At 64.4% G+C, this 17,995-nt stretch carries 13 protein-coding genes; 8 read left to right on the top strand and 5 right to left on the bottom strand.

Annotated features, from left to right (window positions below):
* Positions 1–17 precede the first annotated feature (17 nt).
* Positions 18–266 (top strand): membrane protein insertion efficiency factor YidD, encoded by a 249-nt coding sequence (gene yidD, locus VT84_RS29355; RefSeq protein ID WP_157469960.1) that lies wholly within the window; start codon positions 18–20, stop codon positions 264–266.
* A gap of 54 nt (positions 267–320) precedes the next feature.
* On the opposite strand, the gene VT84_RS29350 is transcribed toward yidD, so the two are convergent.
* Positions 321–1,214, bottom strand: a complete 894-nt coding sequence (locus VT84_RS29350; protein ID WP_082842002.1) for a ThuA domain-containing protein — start codon at positions 1,212–1,214, stop codon at positions 321–323.
* Positions 1,215–1,400: 186 nt separating this feature from the next.
* On the opposite strand from VT84_RS29350, the gene VT84_RS29345 reads away from it, so the two are divergent.
* The 4 genes from VT84_RS29345 (at position 1,401) to VT84_RS29330 (ending at position 5,665) form a co-directional block, all read left to right on the top strand.
* Entirely contained in the window at positions 1,401–2,951 is a 1,551-nt protein-coding gene (locus tag VT84_RS29345; RefSeq protein ID WP_162271883.1) for a serine/threonine-protein kinase, read from the top strand.
* Positions 2,948–3,628: a hypothetical protein gene (locus tag VT84_RS29340; RefSeq protein ID WP_082842000.1), complete on the top strand. Its 681-nt coding sequence runs from the start codon at positions 2,948–2,950 to the stop codon at positions 3,626–3,628. Before VT84_RS29345 ends, VT84_RS29340 begins: the two co-directional genes overlap by 4 nt.
* Before the next feature lie 198 nt (positions 3,629–3,826).
* On the top strand, positions 3,827–5,071 hold the full coding sequence (locus VT84_RS29335; protein ID WP_082841999.1) for a hypothetical protein: 1,245 nt from the start codon (positions 3,827–3,829) through the stop codon (positions 5,069–5,071).
* A gap of 225 nt (positions 5,072–5,296) precedes the next feature.
* Positions 5,297–5,665, top strand: coding sequence for a hypothetical protein (locus VT84_RS29330; protein ID WP_082841998.1), 369 nt, complete (start codon positions 5,297–5,299; stop codon positions 5,663–5,665).
* 69 nt (positions 5,666–5,734) lie between these two features.
* Here VT84_RS29330 and VT84_RS29325 read toward each other — a convergent pair whose 3' ends face one another.
* Genes VT84_RS29325 through VT84_RS29315 form a run of 3 tightly spaced genes read right to left on the bottom strand, consistent with a single transcriptional unit; the run spans position 5,735 to position 11,196 of the window.
* Positions 5,735–6,166: a hypothetical protein gene (locus VT84_RS29325; protein ID WP_082841997.1), complete on the bottom strand. Its 432-nt coding sequence runs from the start codon at positions 6,164–6,166 to the stop codon at positions 5,735–5,737.
* Positions 6,167–6,205: 39 nt separating this feature from the next.
* Positions 6,206–9,748, bottom strand: coding sequence for an efflux RND transporter permease subunit (locus VT84_RS29320; protein WP_082841996.1), 3,543 nt, complete (start codon positions 9,746–9,748; stop codon positions 6,206–6,208).
* An 11-nt stretch (positions 9,749–9,759) separates the two neighbouring features.
* Positions 9,760–11,196, bottom strand: a complete 1,437-nt coding sequence (locus VT84_RS29315; protein WP_162271882.1) for an efflux RND transporter periplasmic adaptor subunit — start codon at positions 11,194–11,196, stop codon at positions 9,760–9,762.
* Between the two features lie 754 nt (positions 11,197–11,950).
* On the opposite strand from VT84_RS29315, the gene VT84_RS29310 reads away from it, so the two are divergent.
* The gene (locus VT84_RS29310) at positions 11,951–12,433 is read left to right on the top strand and encodes a DUF1579 domain-containing protein (RefSeq protein ID WP_082841994.1); all 483 of its coding nucleotides are present in this window, start codon (positions 11,951–11,953) and stop codon (positions 12,431–12,433) included.
* Positions 12,434–12,548: 115 nt separating this feature from the next.
* Here VT84_RS29310 and VT84_RS29305 read toward each other — a convergent pair whose 3' ends face one another.
* Positions 12,549–14,174 carry a M20/M25/M40 family metallo-hydrolase gene (locus VT84_RS29305; protein ID WP_082841993.1) on the bottom strand — a complete coding sequence of 542 codons (1,626 nt, stop codon included), beginning with the start codon at positions 14,172–14,174 and terminating at the stop codon, positions 12,549–12,551.
* A gap of 149 nt (positions 14,175–14,323) precedes the next feature.
* Here VT84_RS29305 and VT84_RS29300 point away from each other — a divergent pair, with 149 nt between their 5' ends.
* Both VT84_RS29300 and VT84_RS29295 read left to right on the top strand, forming a co-directional pair.
* A complete protein-coding gene (locus VT84_RS29300) occupies positions 14,324–17,008 on the top strand; it encodes a DEAD/DEAH box helicase (RefSeq protein ID WP_082841992.1) in 2,685 nt (894 codons plus the stop codon).
* Positions 17,009–17,032: 24 nt separating this feature from the next.
* Positions 17,033–17,869, top strand: a complete 837-nt coding sequence (locus tag VT84_RS29295) for an SWIM zinc finger family protein (protein WP_082841991.1) — start codon at positions 17,033–17,035, stop codon at positions 17,867–17,869.
* The last annotated feature ends 126 nt before the right edge of the window (positions 17,870–17,995 follow it).

The following is a 17,995-nucleotide window of genomic DNA, read 5'->3' as shown; positions in this document are numbered from 1 at the left end:
AACGAGGGCAGCCCCTCGTGAAATCTCTCTCCTGGATCTGGCGCGGACCGGCGCTTGCGGTCGGCGCGGTGATGATCGTGTGCGTGCGCGGGTACCAGAAGTTGATTCGCCCGATTCTGCCGCCGATGTGCCGGTTCTATCCGGGGTGCAGCGAATACTTCATTCTCTCGGTGAAGAAGCACGGCCCGATCTACGGGTGCGCGAAAGGCGCGTGGCGCATCTGCCGCTGCAACCCGTGGAATAAGGGTGGGTACGATCCACCGTAGGCGACCGGCCGGTGGGTACGCTCCTCTACCGGCCGGCTCATACCGGTCGTTCGCCTACTTCTTCCCCTTCGGGTCCAAGTTGGCGCGCATGTCCTCTTCGGTCACTTCGGATTTCACGCCGTCTTTCGGTACATCGAGTTTGCAGAGCCACACGAGCGCGTTCAGCACGACCTTGCGGTAGTTGTCGTCCTTCCAGTTGCGGTGGTGGTGCCCACCGGTAAACCCGACGCCGCGTCCGCCGTTCTCGCGTTCGAGCGCCCACATCATCGTTTCGGACCTCCCTTTCGCGTCTTGGATGTGCTTGTACGGCCCCGGCGGGTACACGTAACGACCGTCGCGCACGGTGTCGGCCGGTTTCGCAGAGAGAATGGGCGTGATGCCCTTCATCTCGTCGCGGAACCGCATGTTGAAGTACCACTCGTCCTTCACGCTGAAGGGCTTTACGCCGTTCGCGATCGGGTGCTTGGGGAACTCCTTGAACTCCGGGGACCACATCGGGTTGCACGAGTACATGTGCTCGTAGTACCCGCCGATCCAGTCCTTGAACTCCGGACCACCCAGGTCCTTCGGCACCTCGACGCCGTAGTGCGCGCACATCAGCCCGACGCCCTTTGCCATCAGTTTGCCGATGCGTTCGAGCCGCTTTTCGCGCACGAGCGGGTGGTTCGCCCCGCCGTCCGCGTAGCAGAGGATCGCGTCGGCGGTGTCGAGCGCGGAGTCGTCCTTCGGGTAGCCGTTGAGGAAGACCACCGTTTCCAGCCCCGGGTAATCCTTCAGACACTTATCGAGCAGGCGCACGCCCGCGTTGAACTCGTGGTCACCGGGACCGTGGCTCGGCGACCCCGCGATCATCACGAGCTTCTTTTTCTTGTCCGCAGCATGGGCAAGTGACGAATGAAGGGTGACCGCGGCGCTCGTGGCCAGGAACGCGCGTCGGGAGAGTGACATCGACATTGCTCCTTGAATAATGGCGGTACGCACGGGTTTCGGTCGCGACTGGAACCCGGCGCCCTTTCTCTGTGCCCTATTATGCGGCCGATACCGGCCCGGGGGCTACTCTATCTTTCGTGTGGGTAAGCGGCGCAAGTTGGACGGCGCACGCAGTTTCCTGGTATGAACGCGCACAGGAACCTTGTGAGTGATTCCGGACTCACTCCCGTGATGGGCGAAACGGACCGCGAGGCGGCCCGCGAGCTGAGCCTCCGCGGGATACACCCGCCGGCCAAGGTGCCGGGCTACGATCAGGAGCAGTTCCTCGGCCACGGTGCTTACGGCGAGGTCTGGACCGCGGTGAGCCGGAACAGCGGGCGCCGGGTCGCGATCAAGTTCTTCACGCGGCGCGGCGGGCTCGACTGGTCCGCACTCGCGCGCGAGGTCGAGAAGCTCCGCTACCTGTTCTCCGACCGCTACGTGGTGCAACTCTTCGAGGTGGGGTGGGAGTCTGACCCGCCGTACTACGTGATGGAGTTCATGGAGAACGGGTCGCTCGAAGACCTGCTCCGCACCTACCGCCCCACCGTTCACGACGCCGTTACGATCTTCCGCGAAGTCGCCATCGCGCTCGTTCACGCCCACGATAAGGGCATCCTGCACTGCGACCTGAAACCAGCGAACATCCTCCTCGACCACGAGCGCAAGCCCCGGCTCGCGGACTTCGGCCAGTCGCGCCTCACGAACGAGGTGGCGCCCGCACTCGGTACGCTGTTCTACATGGCTCCCGAACAAGCCGACTTGAGTGCGGCGCCGGACGCGCGCTGGGACGTGTACGCTCTCGGTGCGGTGATGTACCGGACGCTGACAGGCGAACCGCCCCACCGGAACGAACCGGGCGCCACGCACGTCACAACGGGCACGCTCGACGCCCAACTCGCGGCGTACCGCAAATTGATCTTTAGCGCGCCAAAGCCGCGCGCACACCGCGCCGTGCCGGGCGTCGATTCGGGTCTGGCCGCGATCATCGACAAGTGCCTGGAACCGAGCCCGAGCAAGCGCTTCGCGAACCCGCAAGCGGTCCTCGCGGCCCTGGATACGTGGAACCTCCAGCGTGTGCGCCGGCCGCTGCTGTGGGTCACCGGGTTCACGTTCGTGCTGCTCTTTTTCCTCATGGCGCTGCTGGGCCAGTACCTGTTCCGCACCACGGTGAACACGGCCGCACAAGGGGTCGAGAGTCGCGCGCTCGACGCGAACCGGTTCGCCGCACAAACGGAAGCGCGGCAACTCGGGGCACAGGTCCAGCTCCGGTGGGTGCAACTCGAAGCCGCGGCCCGTAACCAACAGCTCCGCGAACTGCTCCAGAAGGGCGAGCAGATGAAGGACATCCCCGGCGCGGGGGCGAAACTCGATCAACTGCTGGCCGAGCGCAAGGAGCGTGGCGACAAACAGTTCTCGGACTCGGAGAAGGCGTCCATCTGGTTCGCGGACGACGCGGGCGGGTACCAGCGCGGCACCTCCCGCCGTCCGAGCCGAGCCGCCACAAGTACCGCGGGTACCGGGACTACTTCAACGGAACGGGCGAGTTTCCGGAAACGGCGTCCGGTACTCCGCCGGGGATCGTCACGCGCCCGCACCGCTCGGTCGCGTACCGCCGCAAGCAGGACACGGGGGGAGCGTGTGGGCGGTGGCGTTCACGGTACCCGTCATGAGCGACGGCCCGAACCCGAAGCCGATCGGCGTCGTGTGGGATGACGATCGACCTTGCGGACGCCGCGCCCGAGGACGCGAACCGGTTCTCGGTGCTGATCGACACGCGGCCGGACTTCAAAACCGGGCGCCGCGGGTTGATCCTGCGGCACCCGTACTGGTCGGCAACGAAGGGTGAGAGTGACCCGCCGCTTTACTACGCGGACGCGGTAGTGAAGTGGGCCGACTCGATGCGCGATACCGGGAACGACGCTCTGCCGTTCGAGAGCAAGGCCGAGTACACCGACCCCGTTGCTGCGGGTGACGACGGCGTGCCCGGCCAGGCGCCTTACGAGGGCAAATGGCTCGCGTCGGCGAACCGCGTGCGCGTGGGGCCTGACAAGGTCGATACGGGTTGGGTGGTGGTCGTTCAGGAGCGCCGGGACGAGGTGCTCCAGCCCGTGCGCAACCTGCAATGGCGCCTCGGTTACGTTGGGCTCGTCGCGTGCGTGGTCGTTCTCGTACTGGTTGCGCTGATGTGGACCGGAATGGTGCTGGTCATGGACACATCGTCGCGGTCACCGGTCACGCGGCTCCTGCGCAAGTGGGCGGGCCTACCAACAAGTGCCACGAGCGGCGCCACGGGCACGTTCGCGCGAGGTAGCTCGCTCCCCGGAGCGGGTACCGCGCGATTGGGTGCGACGATCACCCCGGGAACCGACGGGCCGCGAACGCTCCGGTGAGTCCGCACCGGCGGGTGCGGATCCGCGCCTGTCTCGATCGCCACTTCGCGTACACCTTACCCATCTTTCGCGGTACTTCCCTCGTGCCCCATCAAGTTGGGTCAACCGGCGAATTCGGGCGAACCGATACCTCGCCTACGCACGGAAGCCCGATACGCCAAGGACGGCGCCGCGGGCACGGGCACGGAGGCCGAAATCATGTCACGTTGGTTGTGCAAGCGGTGGGCGTGGGCGGTCGTGGTCGGAGCCACCGTGACCGTCGGTGGCGCGACGAGAGCGGACGCGCCGCCCCAAAAGGTCGGAGCGGTCATCAGCCTGAACATTGATGGTAAGGGCGAGCGCCAGTTCAAGGTGCTCAAGTGCGAGAAGCAGTCCGACGGGTCTTACCAGTCGGAACTGAAGGACACCAAGACGGGCGAGACGATCACGCTCGTCGATCAGCCCGAAACCGCGCCGTCCAAGGGCGCGGAACCTTCCAAGACCCCTGTCAGCGAACCGTCGAAGGGTACCGAGCCGCCGAAGGGCACGGACAGCGGAGCGCCCAAAGCGAAGCCGCGCCCCACGGACGCGATGCCGGACGTGGCGAAAGACAAGGACAAAGAGAAGGACAAGGAAAAAGAGAAGCGCCCGCTCCTCCGCATGTTCGAGAAGGACAAGCCGTCGGATTCGAGCGAAACCAAGAAGCCGGGGATGCTGGCGCGCGTGTTCGGGAAGAAGCCGAGTGGCCCGAACATGGCCGCGCCCGTGACCGGTCCCGCAGTGAAGACGAGTTCGTCCACGCCGCCCCCGGTGTTGCCGGTCCCCTCCGGCGGGTTGGCCGGAGGCAGCACTGCCGAGCCGCCGCGCGTAATGCCCACGAAGCCGGTCACCGTACCGACTGTTCCCCCCGTGCAAACGGTCCCCGTACCGGCGCCGGTCCCGGCCCCCACGACGACCCCGACGCCCATTCCGACCCCGCTCCCGGGCCTCCCGACGCCGATGCCCACGACCCCGGTGCCGATCCCGCAACCGCTGCCGTCGCTGCCCCCGGCCGGGGGCGGGTTGCCGCCGATCCCGGTGCCGCCGAGCGGAACCTCATCGACCAAGCCGATCCAAATCGTGGTGCCGGCCGGGTACGTCCCGCCGCAAGTCGCGTTCGACCGCGAGGTGGAGCCGTTCGTGATCGCGCTCCAGTCGATGGAGTCGCCGTCGGGTCGACTGACCGCGGCGAAGGGGTTGGCCGAGGGCCGGCACGGTTCGACCGAAGGGGTCAAGACCGTGCTGTTCAAGGCCGCGCAAATGGACCCGTGCGGTGAGGTGCGGGCCGCTTGCATCACGCACCTGTGCAACCTCGGGTACTTCAACGGGAACTTTCTGGGTCACATCCAGACCGCGTGCGTGGACACGGACCCGATGGTGCGCGAAGCGGCGAAGGCCGCGTGCGCGAAGATGATCCGGAAGTAAATCTCCGGTAGCACTCCGAATCGACGCCGTGGCGCGGACTCAAATAGGGTCCGCGCCACGACGTCACTGAACCCGACAGCTTCACTTCAACCGCGAACTACATCGCTTCGCGTCTACGTTCGCCACCTGTTCTGCACCACCGGCGCAAGACTCGTAGCCGCCCGCGTCTTACTCATGCGGGGAACGATCCCCGCACATCGCCCACTACACCAAAGGTTCCGCACCATGAAAATTACACTCATCGCGGCCGCGTCCGTCGCGGCCATGACGATTGGTTCCAATACCGCGTCTGCTCAGCCCGCGGTTGTCGTGCCACACCGCAACCACTACCACGTCGTGCCCGCGAACCCGCAGCCGGTGTACGGCTATGGCTACCGCGGTTACTCGTCGGGCTTCTACGCTTCCCCCGGCTACTCGTTTAACAGCTACTCGCCCGGCTTCGGGTATTCGAGCAGCTTCTATTCACCCGGTTTCGGGTACGGGGGCTTCTACGGCGGTTCGTGGGGTGGGCACCATCACCACCACGGGCATCATCATCCCGGCCATCACAATCACGGGCACAACGGACACAACGGACATCACCACCATCGCTAAGCGGTGGGGCGTCCTCGACCGCTCGGCGAGTTAACTCGCCGAGCGGTTTTTGCGTTTACACGGTGGGCATCACTTCTGCTTGAAGTCGCCGCTGTACGGCTTGGTACCGAGCTTCCCGCTGATGGTACCTGCGAGCTTCTTGTCGGTCTTGAACGCATCGTTCTTCGCCACGAACACCGAAGACTTGCCCTGCGGGTCGTCCTTGGCGGGTTTCGCTTCGAGTTTCACGGTCGTCGCCGGGTCGGTAGTCTTGAGCGCGAGAACGAGCGACTTCGCTTCGATCGCTTTGGCCCGGCCCTTGTGCAGATCGCTGTGGTTGCCGTAGACGTACACCGTTACGTCGCCGGTCTTCGCGTCCGCCACGACTTCCAGGTGGTACTCCTCGTCGCCCCACTCGGCGACCGGCCCCTTGTGCGGGCCGACTTCGTCTTCCGCGCGGACCGCTCCGCCGAACCCGAACCCGATGATCGTTGCCAGCCCCATTGCGAGCACCGTGCGCATGGCCACTTCCTCCTGTTGGAAAAAACACTAACTACCACCCTACTCACGACCCTCACGAGCCGTGTTCCCGTCTCCCGCCGCGTTGAGCAGCGGGTTTGGTTCGTGTGTCGCCGGCGGGTCGTCCAACCCGTCGGACCGATCGTCTGCGGCGGCGAGCTTCGCGGCCGCCGTGCCGCTGAAGCGCCAGAAGATCCCGGGGTGAATCAGGAACTCGCAGAACGTCGAGGTCACCAATCCACCCAGAATCACCGTTGCCACCGGGTACAGAATCTCGCGCCCCGGTTGCTGCCCCGCAACGACAAGCGGGATGAGCCCGATCCCGGCCGTGAGCGCGGTCATCAGCACCGGCGAGAGCCGCTCCAAGCTCCCGCGCAGCACCATTTCCTGCGTAAATCCCTCTCTCTCGTGCTTCATCAGGTGAACGTAGTGCGTCACCAGAAGGATGCCGTTGCGCACCGCGATCCCACCGAGCGAGATGAATCCCACCAAGCTCGCTACCGTGAGCGTTTGATTCGTGATAACCAGTGCCAATACGCCACCAATGAACGCTGTCGGGATCGCGTTCAGGATTTGCAGCACGGTGCGAGCGGACGCGAACAGCATGTACAGCACGAAGAACATTCCGACGAGCGCCACGCTCGCCAGCGCCGCAATGAGCCGCGTGGCCCGCTTCTGGCTCTCGAACTGCCCGCCGTACTCGACGAAGTACCCCTCCGTCATCGGCACCTTCTCAGCGATGTTCATCTGAATGTCGCCGACCACCGACGCGAGATCGCGCCCCAGCGCGTTGCACCGGATCACGATCCGCCGCCGCACGTTCTCTCGCTTCACCTGGTTCGCGCCCGCGTCTCCGCCGGTCATCGGGGTTACGTCGGCCAGATCCTTGAGCCGCACCCGCTCCTGGCCGTTGGGCAAATCGAGCCACAATTCCTTCAGGTTCGCCACGTCCGCGCGGTACGGCTCGTCGAGGCGCACCACGAGGTCGAACCGCCGTTGTCCCTCGACCACCTGCGAGACGACCTCGCCGTTCAGAGCGGTCTGCACGAAACTGCCGACGTAGGCCCGGTCCACGCCGTAAAACGCGAGGTCGTCCGGGCGCAACTTGATGTGGATCTCGTCCACCTTGCGGATCGGCTCGACAACAAGTGAACTCACACCCGGCACACCAGCAATCGCGGCCTTGATCTGGTTCGCCATCTTTTCGAGCGTGTCGAGGTCGTCACCGTAGAGCTTGATGGCGATCTGCGCGGTACTACCGGAGATCATGTGACTGATGAGGTGGGCGAGCGGTTGCTCGACCTCGACGTCGACGCCCGGAATTTCTTCCTTGATCTCCTTTTGAAGGGTCGCCAGCACCTCGCCGCGTGATTTTCCGCAATCCGGATTCACCGAGACGAAAAACTCGTTGGCGTTCGGCGGTTCTGCGTGCTCGTCCATCTCGGCACGTCCAGTGCGCCGAAAGAACACCAGTACCTCGCCGTTGGGATTCGTCGGCGACTTCTGAAGGGACTTGAGCTTGGCGTCCACGAGTTTCGCGGTCGCGTTGGAGGCGTCCAGCGACGACCCCGGTGGGAGCGTCACACCCACCTGGACGGTTCCCTCGTCGAAGGGCGGGAGGAAATCGGCGCCGATGGTTGTGAGCCGCCACCCGCAGTACGCGACCAGCCCCCACGTCACGAGTAGGAGCACGCCCGCGCGCTTCATGCTGAAGCGGACCAGGTGCCCGGCCGCCCACTTCAACCCGCGCACCAGGAACCCGTCGTGCTCCGCGTGGGTGGCCTTCGCGTTCGTCAGGAGGTAGGACGCCAGGACCGGCGTAACGGTCAGCGACACGACGAGCGAAGCCAGAATCGACACGATGTAGGCGATCCCGAGCGGGGTGAACAGCCGCCCCTCGACGCCGGTCAGGGCAAACAGCGGCAGGAACACCAGAACGACCACCGCGGTTCCGAACACGATGGACGTGCGGACTTCGACGCTCGCCTCGTAAATCACCCGGAGCGCGGGCTTCGGTTCGGGCGCCTGGTTGTTCTCGCGCAGTCGACGGAAGATGTTCTCCACGTCCACGATCGCGTCATCGACCAGTTCACCGAGCGCGACCGCGATCCCGCCGAGCGTCATGACGTTGATGCTCAACTCGGTGCCGGAAATGGCGCCGATCAGCTTGAAAACGAGCACCGTGACGACCAGCGAGAGCGGGATCGCGGTGAGAGAGATGAACGTGGTGCGGAAATTCAGCAGGAACAGAAACAGCACGATCAGAACCAGTAGGGCTCCGACGACGAGTGCCTCGCCCACGTTGTAGACACCGCGGTCGATGAACTCGCGCAGCTCGTACAGCCCGGTTTCGAGCACCACGTCCGCGGGTAGTGACGGCTCGACGTCCGCGAGCGCGGCCTTGGCTTGATTCGTCAGTTCGCGGGTGTCGGTGCGCGGTTGCTTCGTGACCGTGAGCGCGACCCCGGGGTGCCCGTTGATGCTGGAGTCTCCGCGCTTGATCTGTGCGCCCTCGACCACCTTCGCGACGTCCTTGAGCAGCACCGCGCGCCCCAGCGGTTGGCCCGGTTCGGACCGCGGTGGAGCCTTCACGACAATGAGTTTGAGGTCCGCGACCACTTGCTCCGTGCGAGGGCCGAGCCGCCCAATGACCCGAATCGGCTTCTCGGTCCCGTCCAGGTCCGCAAATCCACCTGTAAAGTTCACGTTGTTGGCTTTGAGTGCCGTGTCCACATCTTGAAGCGTGACCTTGTGTTCGTGGAGTGCGGTCGGGTCCACGAGCACCTGATACTGTTTGCGCCCGCCGCCCATCGTGATGACTTGAGCTACGCCGGACACCTTCAGCAATCGCGGGCGAACGACCCAGTCAGCCAGTGTTCGGAGCGCCAGCGCTCGCTTTGCTGCTGATGGAAACACGAGGTCGCGCACGCGCCCGTCGACCGTAACGCGCACGCGCTGGTCGCCGTCAGCGTCCACCGCGTTCCACTTTGGTTCCCCCATTGTCACCGGTTCCCACGCCGCCGGGTTCTTGCGGTCGGTTACCTTCCATGCGAACAGTCCCGGCTGCGCGCCGGGTGTTGAAACGCGCTCGGCATAGAACGGCGTGTCCGGTACGGGAACTAGTTCGCCGCCCTTCGGCCCCGTTTGCCGGCGCATACCCGCGATGAGGAACTGCCCCATGATCGAGCTGACCGGGGCCATTTGCGGGCGGGTGCCTTCGGGTAAGTCGCCGGAAACGGTCGCGAGGCGCTCCTGCACCGTCTGCCGGGCGGTGCGGATGTCGGTCCCCCACGCAAATTCGACGTACACCACTGACAGCCCGAAACCCGACTGCGTGCGCACGTCCTGCACCCCGCTCGCGCCGAGCATCGCCGATTCGAGCGGGTAGGTGACGAGCGTCTCCACTTCTTCCGGAGCCAGGCCGGGGCACTCGGTCATGATCGTGACGCGCGGCCGGTCCAGGTCCGGGAACACGTCGATCGGCATCGTGGTCGTGGTGTACCCGCCGTACAGGAGCACGATGAGGCTGAGAACCACGACGAGCGGCCGGTGCCGGAGCGCGAGCTTGATAACAGTGTTCAGCACGTCGGCTCCGGTTAGTGGCTGTGGCCCGCGTGGTCGTGCCCGTGCCCGCCCTCGCCCCCAGCGGCTGCGGCCTTCAGCGCGCGGTTGATGGCCGCGGCCTGGTTCTTCACGACGAAGTCGACCTCGGTCACGCTGCCGTCGTTGGCGATCACGGTCTCAGTACGGTTCTCGTGCAGCACCCGCACGGGCTTGCGGACGAACACGTCGCCGGTCTGAACGAACACGAACGCCTCCGGCCCCTCCCGCACTACCGCGCCTGCGGGAAGCACGAACGGTAGCACCTCGGACTTACCGTTCGGGGCCAACACTACGAACCGTTCTACCGGTAACTTGATCCGCACCCGCTGACCGGGTCGGAACCGCCAGACGAAGTGCGTTTTGCCGTCGCGCTCGAAGGTGCGCGGTTGGTTCTCCAGCGGCAGGTAGAAGGCAAACGTGCGCGTGGCCGTGTCCACCTGGTTCGACAGGTGGTGGATGGTGCGCGGCTCTAGTTCCGGCCACTCGCCAGTTGCTTCGTCGGCGAACTCGATACGAACAGGTACTCTCTTCTCCGCGGCGAAGGCTAGTGCCCCGGCCTCGGACTTGAACGCCCGCCCCTCAACGAAGAGCTGTTGGTGATTGGCCAGTTGGCACAGGATCTGACCGACCTGCACCTGATCGCCCAGGCTCACCTTCAGATCCTGAACCTCGTAAAGCGTGACCTGCGGAGCGGGGGAGGGGGAGTTGGTCGAAGTAGGCACGGGAACCGGGAGCCGGTCCGGGGCGGCGATCACCAGCTCGGTGATGACCTCGCCCTTCTCAACCCGGGTCACCTGTTCCGACGTGAGGCCGAATACCTGGAGCTGGCGCCGGTACGCCTGCAACTGGACCGTGAGTCGCTTGATCTGGTTCTCTTCCTCGGTCAGTGCGGCTCCCGGTTGCGTCCCCTGCTTCACGAGGTTGGCCACGCGGTCCCGTTTGGTGATCGCGAACTCGATTTCCCGGGCCGTCTTCGCGAGGTCCGTCTGTGCGGCCTGAATGAACTCACTTGCGAGTTGCAGAGTAAAGAGCGGAGCACCGGCTCGAACCGTGTCGCCCGGTCGTGCCTTGATATCGATCACCACCCCGGCCACTTTCGAGGTCACGCTGCGGTCGCTCTCGCCGGGCCGGTCCACCACCACGCCGGGGATGAGGAGCTTGCGCCAGTAGTCTTCCGGCGTGAGCGTATCCACGTCGAGCCCGAGGTTCTTCTGGGCCTGTGGGGAGAGCTTCACTCGATCGGTGCGGTTGCCGTGGTCGTGCCCCGCGTGATCGTGTCCGCCCTCGTCGTGTGCTCCGTTTTCGGGCGACGCGGTTTTACTCGGGAACACGATCGGCACCCACTTCTCGTGCGTGCGATAACCGACCGCGCCGATCGTTCCCAGAACGACCACGGTGATGGTCGGAGTGACCAGTGGACGGAGCCTCATCGGACCGACCCTCCCTAACGTGCGGGTCTGTGGGCGAATGCTTTGGGTGATGAATGGGAAAATGCGACGACCAACGGCGCGGAACATCTGCGCCGCAAGGTCACAAATCGAAGGGGCTAGTTCCGCAGAGAGCGGAATGAGATGTAGAGCGGAACGCTCGGGACAGGAAATTGTTCAGTCGAGAACACGGCTGTTGGGTCTCGGCCCGAGGCGATGCCTAGCCAAATTGTGGCGGCAACAGCACTAACATCGACGGGAGCGTCGGGCGCGAGTGGCGGAGCGATGTCGCGTGCGATCGGGTTCGCGTTTGCGGCCGGGCAGTCGCTCGCGTGCCGATCGGGTTCCGTTTTACCACACGTGTGATGGTCGACATCAGTGGCCCGCACACGAACACTTTGCTGGTTCTTGGCGGGTAGATGGTGACTGCAGCGACACGCCTTGGCCACGACACGCGGAGCGGGCGCCGGCGGTTCCGTGGGTGCGGGGACCGGGGTGCTCGCTGCACACGTGCAGACACGGAAGGGCATCGACCCTACCAGCATCAGCACAGTGAGAAGCACCCGGACGAGCATCGCGCACCCTTGAACCGCGTTTGGACCAAGGAATTATCACAGGTCGGCCCCGGATGTCAATCGAACGAAGTTACACAGTGGGCCTTGCGCGCACCTCACGGCGCCGGAACCGCACAGCTGACATCGCGTTTCGGTTCCGGCAGGCGTACCTTCCCCACTTCGCTCAACCCAAGGAGATTGCCATGTACGTTGAACCACAGAAAGAGCACAAGTGGCTGGAGCAACTCGTCGGTGAGTGGACCTGCGAGACCGAAGCGCTCATGGGACCGGACCAACCGCCGATGAAGTCCACCGGGGTCGAGACGGTGCGGTCGATCGGGGGCGTATGGATTCAATGCGAGAACCGTTGGCAGATGCCCGACGGCGGGCCGGCGCTCATGATTATCACGGTCGGTTACGACCCGGCCAAAAAGCGCTTCGTCGGCACGTGTATTGGGTCGATGATGACCAACCAGTGGGTCTACGACGGCCAACTGGACGCGGCCGAGAAGGTGCTGGTGCTGGACACGGAGGGACCGAGCTTCACCGATCCGAACAAGACCGCCAAGTACAAGGACTCCATCGAGATCGTATCACCCGATCACCGTATCCTCTCTGCGCAGGTCCAGACCGAGGATGGGACGTGGCACCGCTTCATGACATCGCACTACCGGCGCAAGACATGATGCCAAGTTGTGCCGATGACTCGCTTTCTGTAGCCGGCCTCTGCGAGGTCGGTGAGCCACAAACAGAGGACATCCCGGCCTCGCAGAGGCCGGCTACAGAAAACCATCAAGCCGATCACTTCACCCCACTCTTCTCTCGTGCCGGGCGGAACTCGTCGCCGGGGTTCCACGTCGGCAACCGGTCGGCGTTGGCGACGTCGCGGGCGATGCCGAGCGCGAAATCGGCCAGCGTCACGAACCCGGAGAAGTCCCAATCGGGGCGCACTTCGTCCTGCGGGGAGTGGTACGCCTTGTCGTTGAACTCCTGCGCCGCTTTGCGGGCGAAGTCCGCGGGCTTCCCTTTAATCTTCATCCCGGCCCCGATGGAGAACGCGGGCACCCCCGCGCGGGCCATTGAGAAGTGGTCCGAGCGGTAGAACACCCCCAGATGCGCACGCTGATCGGGTTCGATTTCGAGTTTGGTCTTCTCCGCCGCGGATTTGACAGTCGGCCATGCGGTTGTTCGATCGGCCCCGGTAACAGAAACCGATTCCGGCACGCCGAGCGGCAAAATCATGTCGAAGTTGAGATTCAGAGCCGTCTTCCCGAGCGGCACGATCGGGTTCTGTGCGTAGTATTTTGACCCGAGCAGCCCCTTCTCCTCTGCCGTCACAGCGAGGAAGATCGCGGACCGCTTCGGCTTCGGGTTTTGAGCCGCCCATGCACGAGCGAGTTCGATCAGCAGCGCGCACCCCGTGGCGTTGTCCGCGGCGCCGTTGTAGATCGAATCGCCGACGACCGCGCGGCCCACGCCCAGGTGATCCCAGTGCGCGGTGAAGACGACGACTTCGGATTTGAGTACCGGGTCGCTCCCCTCGACCATGCCGGCGACGTTGTTGCTCACGACCTTTTCGACCGTGGTCGAGATGTTCCCCTTCAGGTTGGCGCCCAGCGAGAACGCTTTGAACCCCTTCGTGTCGGCGGCTTTGAGCGCCTCGTCCACCGTCTTCCCGGATAGGCCGAGGAGCTTCTCACCGGCCTTGCGCGAGAGCCAGCCGGCGAACGCGAGCGCCGGTTGGTTCGGGTCGCGCTTGAGTTGGGCGCCGTCGAGCGGGCGGACGACGGAGTACGGGTACCCGGCCGTTTCGTTCGTGTGGATGATGAAACACGCCTTGGCCCCGCGGCGCGCGGCCTCCTCGAATTTGAACGTCCAGCGCCCGTAGTAAGTGAGCGCCTTACCGCCGAAGAACTTCGGGTCATCCGAGGGCGGTTCGTTCGTGAACAGGACGACGACCTTTCCCTTCACGTCGACGCCCTTGTAGTCGTCCCAGTCGAACTCGGGAGCGGTGATCCCGTGCCCGACAAAAACGACCTCGGCGTCGAACTGTTCGAGTTCCGTTTGCGTTTGGCTCGTGCCGCTGAACTCCTCGTCGCAGAGGATGTCGAACGCCTCGTTCCCCTTCGTCGCGCGGAGCGTGGACTTCGGACTCGTGGCGACGCGGACGAGCGGAACGGGCTGGAGGTACGCACCGGCCGCGCCGATCGGTTTGAGACCCGCTTTCTTGAACTCGCCGGCGATGTGGTCGGTCGCGAGTTCCTCGCCGCGTGTGCCCGGGGCGCGCCCTTCGAGCCGGTCGCTCGCGAGGTACGTAACGTCGGCCTTGATCCGCTCGGGCGAAATGGTCGGCGGGTCGGCCGCTCTCACCGGGAGCGCGGCGACAAAGAACGCGGCACAGAGGGCCGGTAACGATCGGTGATCCACGAGATTTCCTCAATCACGAAGTGCAGCCGAGCGGAGAGGTCGCTCAATACCCATTATGCGAACCGCGTGGCGCGGCGGTGCGGTTCTTTGCGATAGAATGGAATGGCGCCCGTGCCGATCCCTGTCCGAACGTCGCGAGTAGCGGCAAGATGCACGATCTGACGATCACACCGCAAGGGCGGCTCCTCGTCCGCGAGGAGCCGCTCGATGCTTCCAAACAAGAGTCCTCGAAGGGGCTACTTGAGGCCTATCACGCGAGCGCGGCTCGAGGAATGCTTTATTCTGCGAGCGAAGCGGCGGATGCGGTGCTGCCGCCCTCTTTCGAGTTCGCACGCTCGATCGCCCGACTCTACCTGACCACTCTCTGCAAGGCTACCACCGCGGAATCGGGCGAACCTGTTCCTGAGATCCCACCACCCACGGCCGACCTGGACCGGGCCGTCCTCCAAGCTCCGCCCATGACCGGGTTGGAGTACCTGACGCCGGAAGTCCTGGCGGCATGGTGGCGCGATCTCGATTCACTGGTTCGAGGCGAGATCGCAAAGCATTCGGGCGGCGCGTCCGGTTACTTGCGGGAGCGCAATCCACACTGGCGGTTCGTCGGTCGCGTTACGTTCCACCTCGCCGAGAACAAGCAGAACCCGGACTACCCGTTCGCGTTCCTGGCGACGTTCGCCAACGGTCTGACGCCGCAGGGCAAGGTGCGACACGAGCCACTGGGTCGGGCGCTCCAGCAGTACGCCGGGGAGCGGAACCGCGCGGCAATGCTGAACCTGTTGCTGCCGGTTTCCCGGGCGGCCGAGTCCTCGGAACTGGTTCAGCGCCTCGTCGATTCCGGGGAAATTTACTCGCCCCTCGCATGGTCGCCGCGCGAGGCATACGAGTTCCTCCGGGCGATCCCCCTCTTCGAGTCGAGTGGGCTAATTGTGCGGGTGCCGGACTGGTGGCACGCCCAGAAGCCACCCCGACCCCGCGTCAGCGTGAAGATCGACTCGAAAAATACCGCCGGCATCAACGTCGATGCCATGCTGCAATTCTCTGTTGGCGTGAGCCTCGACGGGGAAACACTCGCACCGGACGAGATCGCCCAGTTGCTCGAATCCAGTGGGGGGCTGGTTCCGCTAAAAGGAAAATGGGTCGAGGTGGATCGGGAGAAATTGCAAGAGGCGTTGAAGCACTGGAAGGAAGTCGAGCGGGACGTGCGCCGCGAGGGGCTTTCGTTCTTCGAGGGCATGCGTCTTCTTTCCGGGGCGAACGTCCTGGGAGGGGAGGGCGAAGAACTCCCGGAGGCGACTCGCGAGTGGACCGGTCTGGCTGCCGGGCCGGGGCTGGATGCGGTGCTCGAAAATCTGCGCGCCCCGGACACTCAGCGCGAAGCGGCCCCGCCCGGCTTGAAAGCGGAGCTCCGACCGTACCAGCGGACCGGTTACGGCTGGCTGCGCTTCGCCGCCCGCCTGGGATTGGGGGTGTGCCTGGCCGACGATATGGGCCTCGGCAAAACGATCCAGGTGATCTCGCTACTGCTCGATCTGAAGCGCGACGAGCGGAATAAGGCGAGCCTCCTGGTCGTGCCCGCGTCGCTCATCGCGAACTGGAAATCGGAACTGGCGAAGTTCGCGCCGTCGCTCTCCTTCGCGGTGGCGCACCCGTCGGAAGTGAGTGCCACTGGTGAAATAAGCTCCGACACCGCCGACTCGTTCGACCTGATCGTGACCACTTACGGGATGCTCGTGCGCCAGGACTGGGTGACGCAGCACCACTGGCGGTTGGTCGTTCTCGACGAGGCCCAGGCGATCAAGAACTCCGGCACGAAGCAGACCCGCGCGGCGAAGGAGTTGGCGGCCGACAGCCGGATCGCAGTGACCGGCACGCCCGTCGAGAATCGCCTCTCGGACCTCTGGTCGCTCTTTGATTTCTTGAATCCCGGTCTGCTGGGAACGGCCAAGCAGTTCGGTTCGTTCGTCAAGCGATTGCAAGGTGCCTCAACGCCCTCGTTCGAGCCGCTGCGGAACCTGGTACGGCCCTACGTCCTCCGGCGCCTGAAGACCGACAAGCGCGTGATCTCCGACCTGCCAGACAAGACGGAAGTAAAAGCGTACTGTGCGCTGAGCAAGCACCAGGCGGCCCTTTACCAGCACACGGTCGAGGAACTCGCACGACAACTGGAGGGCGCAGACGGGCTTCGGCGCCGCGGTATTGTTTTGGCACAACTGATGCGGCTGAAGCAGATTTGCAACCACCCCGCTCAGGTGGCCGGCACGGGCGATTACGCGGTCGACCGGAGCGGCAAGTTCCGCCGGCTGGCGGAGATCGCTGAAGAGATCGCGGCCCGGCAGGAGAAGGCCCTCGTCTTCACGCAATTCCGGGAGATCGCGGAGCCGCTGGCGGAATTTCTCGCCACGATCTTCGGCCGGCCCGGATTGATTCTCCACGGGGGAACGAGCGTTAAAAAGCGGAAGGAATTCGTCGACCAGTTCCAGAGCGAAGACGGCCCGCCGTTCTTCGTACTGTCGCTGAAGGCGGGCGGCACCGGCCTGAACCTGACGGCGGCTGCGCACGTGATCCATTTCGATCGTTGGTGGAACCCGGCTATCGAGAACCAGGCCACCGACCGCGCCTTCCGGATCGGCCAGAAGAAGAACGTGCTGGTTCACAAGTTCGTCTGCCGGGGGACGGTCGAAGAGCGGATCGACGAGATGATCGCCCGAAAGAGTCAGGTCGCGGACGAGGCCCTCGGCGGGAGCGACGGCGGGGAAGTCTTGTTGACCGAAATGGACAATGATACGCTGCTAAAATTCGTGAAACTGGACTTGCATCAAGCCACCGACGGCTGATGTGAACCGTTTGGGAGGCCACATATGAGCTGGTACGGCTTCAAACCTTACGTCCCGGTGGCCCAGCGCCGCGCGCAGGCCGCGAAGGAAGTCGCCAAGCGGACGAAAAAGGGGCAGGCCGTTGCCCCCGTGAACGTTCAAGGCAAGGCCATTGCCTCGACGTTTTGGGGGAAGGCCTGGTGTACGAACCTGGAAAGCTACAGCGACTTCGCCAACCGCTTGCCGCGCGGCCGGAGCTACGTCCGCAACGGCTCGGTCGTGGACCTGAAGATCGAGAAGGGCCGCATCAAGGCTCTGGTGAGCGGATCGGAACTGTACGAGGTCGAGGTCGACATCACGACCCTACCGCGGGCGAAGTGGGAGGCGCTGAAAAAGCAGTGCGCGGGCAAGATCGGTACGCTCGTGGAGCTGCTACAGGGCAAGCTGTCGAAAGCGGTGATGGAGTTGGTCACGGACCGGGAGAAGGGGCTGTTTCCGAAGCCGAACGAGATCAAGATGCAGTGCAGTTGCCCGGACTACGCGGGCATGTGCAAGCACGTCGCCGCGACGATGTACGGGGTCGGGAACCGCCTCGATTCCGCGCCAGAGTTGCTATTTATGCTCCGATGCGTGGACCACATGGAGCTGATCGAACAGGCGGTCCCCGCTGCTCCGCTCGCGGGGAAGGGCACCGCCCCCGTGATTGCTGCGGGCGATCTGGGAGCCATCTTCGGTATCGAGATCGGCAGCGCCCCGGTGCCCCCAACTGCTTCGAGCACTCCGAAAAAGCCGACCGCGAAAAAGACCACGAAGAAGACTGTGAAGAAACCCGTGAAAAAGAGCGCCGCCGTGAAGAAGAAACCCACTCCCAAGAAGGGGTAACCTATCGCGGAATCATTCCAACAGGTCGCTCAAATGGGGTGAAGTGTATTGCGATTTCTCTCCCACGCGGGTAGCTTCTTCAGGGACGGAACTCCCGCCGAGTCGCACGTTACCCGCCGCCCCGAG

The organism is Gemmata sp. SH-PL17, assembly GCF_001610855.1.
Classification (GTDB): Bacteria; Planctomycetota; Planctomycetia; order Gemmatales; family Gemmataceae; genus Gemmata; species Gemmata massiliana.
This window is presented reverse-complemented; position numbering and strand designations above follow the sequence as displayed.

What these genes read in the sequence shown, in the direction of transcription:
- VT84_RS29350 (WP_082842002.1), bottom strand. Translation starts at nt 1,214, where the DNA reads ATGTCACTCTCCCGACGCGCGTTCCTGGCCACGAGCGCCGCGGTCACC.
- VT84_RS29295 (WP_082841991.1), top strand. Translation starts at nt 17,033, where the DNA reads ATGAGCTGGTACGGCTTCAAACCTTACGTCCCGGTGGCCCAGCGCCGC.
- VT84_RS29325 (WP_082841997.1), bottom strand. Translation starts at nt 6,166, where the DNA reads ATGCGCACGGTGCTCGCAATGGGGCTGGCAACGATCATCGGGTTCGGG.
- VT84_RS29335 (WP_082841999.1), top strand. Translation starts at nt 3,827, where the DNA reads ATGTCACGTTGGTTGTGCAAGCGGTGGGCGTGGGCGGTCGTGGTCGGA.
- VT84_RS29300 (WP_082841992.1), top strand. Translation starts at nt 14,324, where the DNA reads ATGCACGATCTGACGATCACACCGCAAGGGCGGCTCCTCGTCCGCGAG.
- VT84_RS29330 (WP_082841998.1), top strand. Translation starts at nt 5,297, where the DNA reads ATGAAAATTACACTCATCGCGGCCGCGTCCGTCGCGGCCATGACGATT.
- VT84_RS29340 (WP_082842000.1), top strand. Translation starts at nt 2,948, where the DNA reads ATGACGATCGACCTTGCGGACGCCGCGCCCGAGGACGCGAACCGGTTC.
- VT84_RS29315 (WP_162271882.1), bottom strand. Translation starts at nt 11,196, where the DNA reads ATGAGGCTCCGTCCACTGGTCACTCCGACCATCACCGTGGTCGTTCTG.
- VT84_RS29310 (WP_082841994.1), top strand. Translation starts at nt 11,951, where the DNA reads ATGTACGTTGAACCACAGAAAGAGCACAAGTGGCTGGAGCAACTCGTC.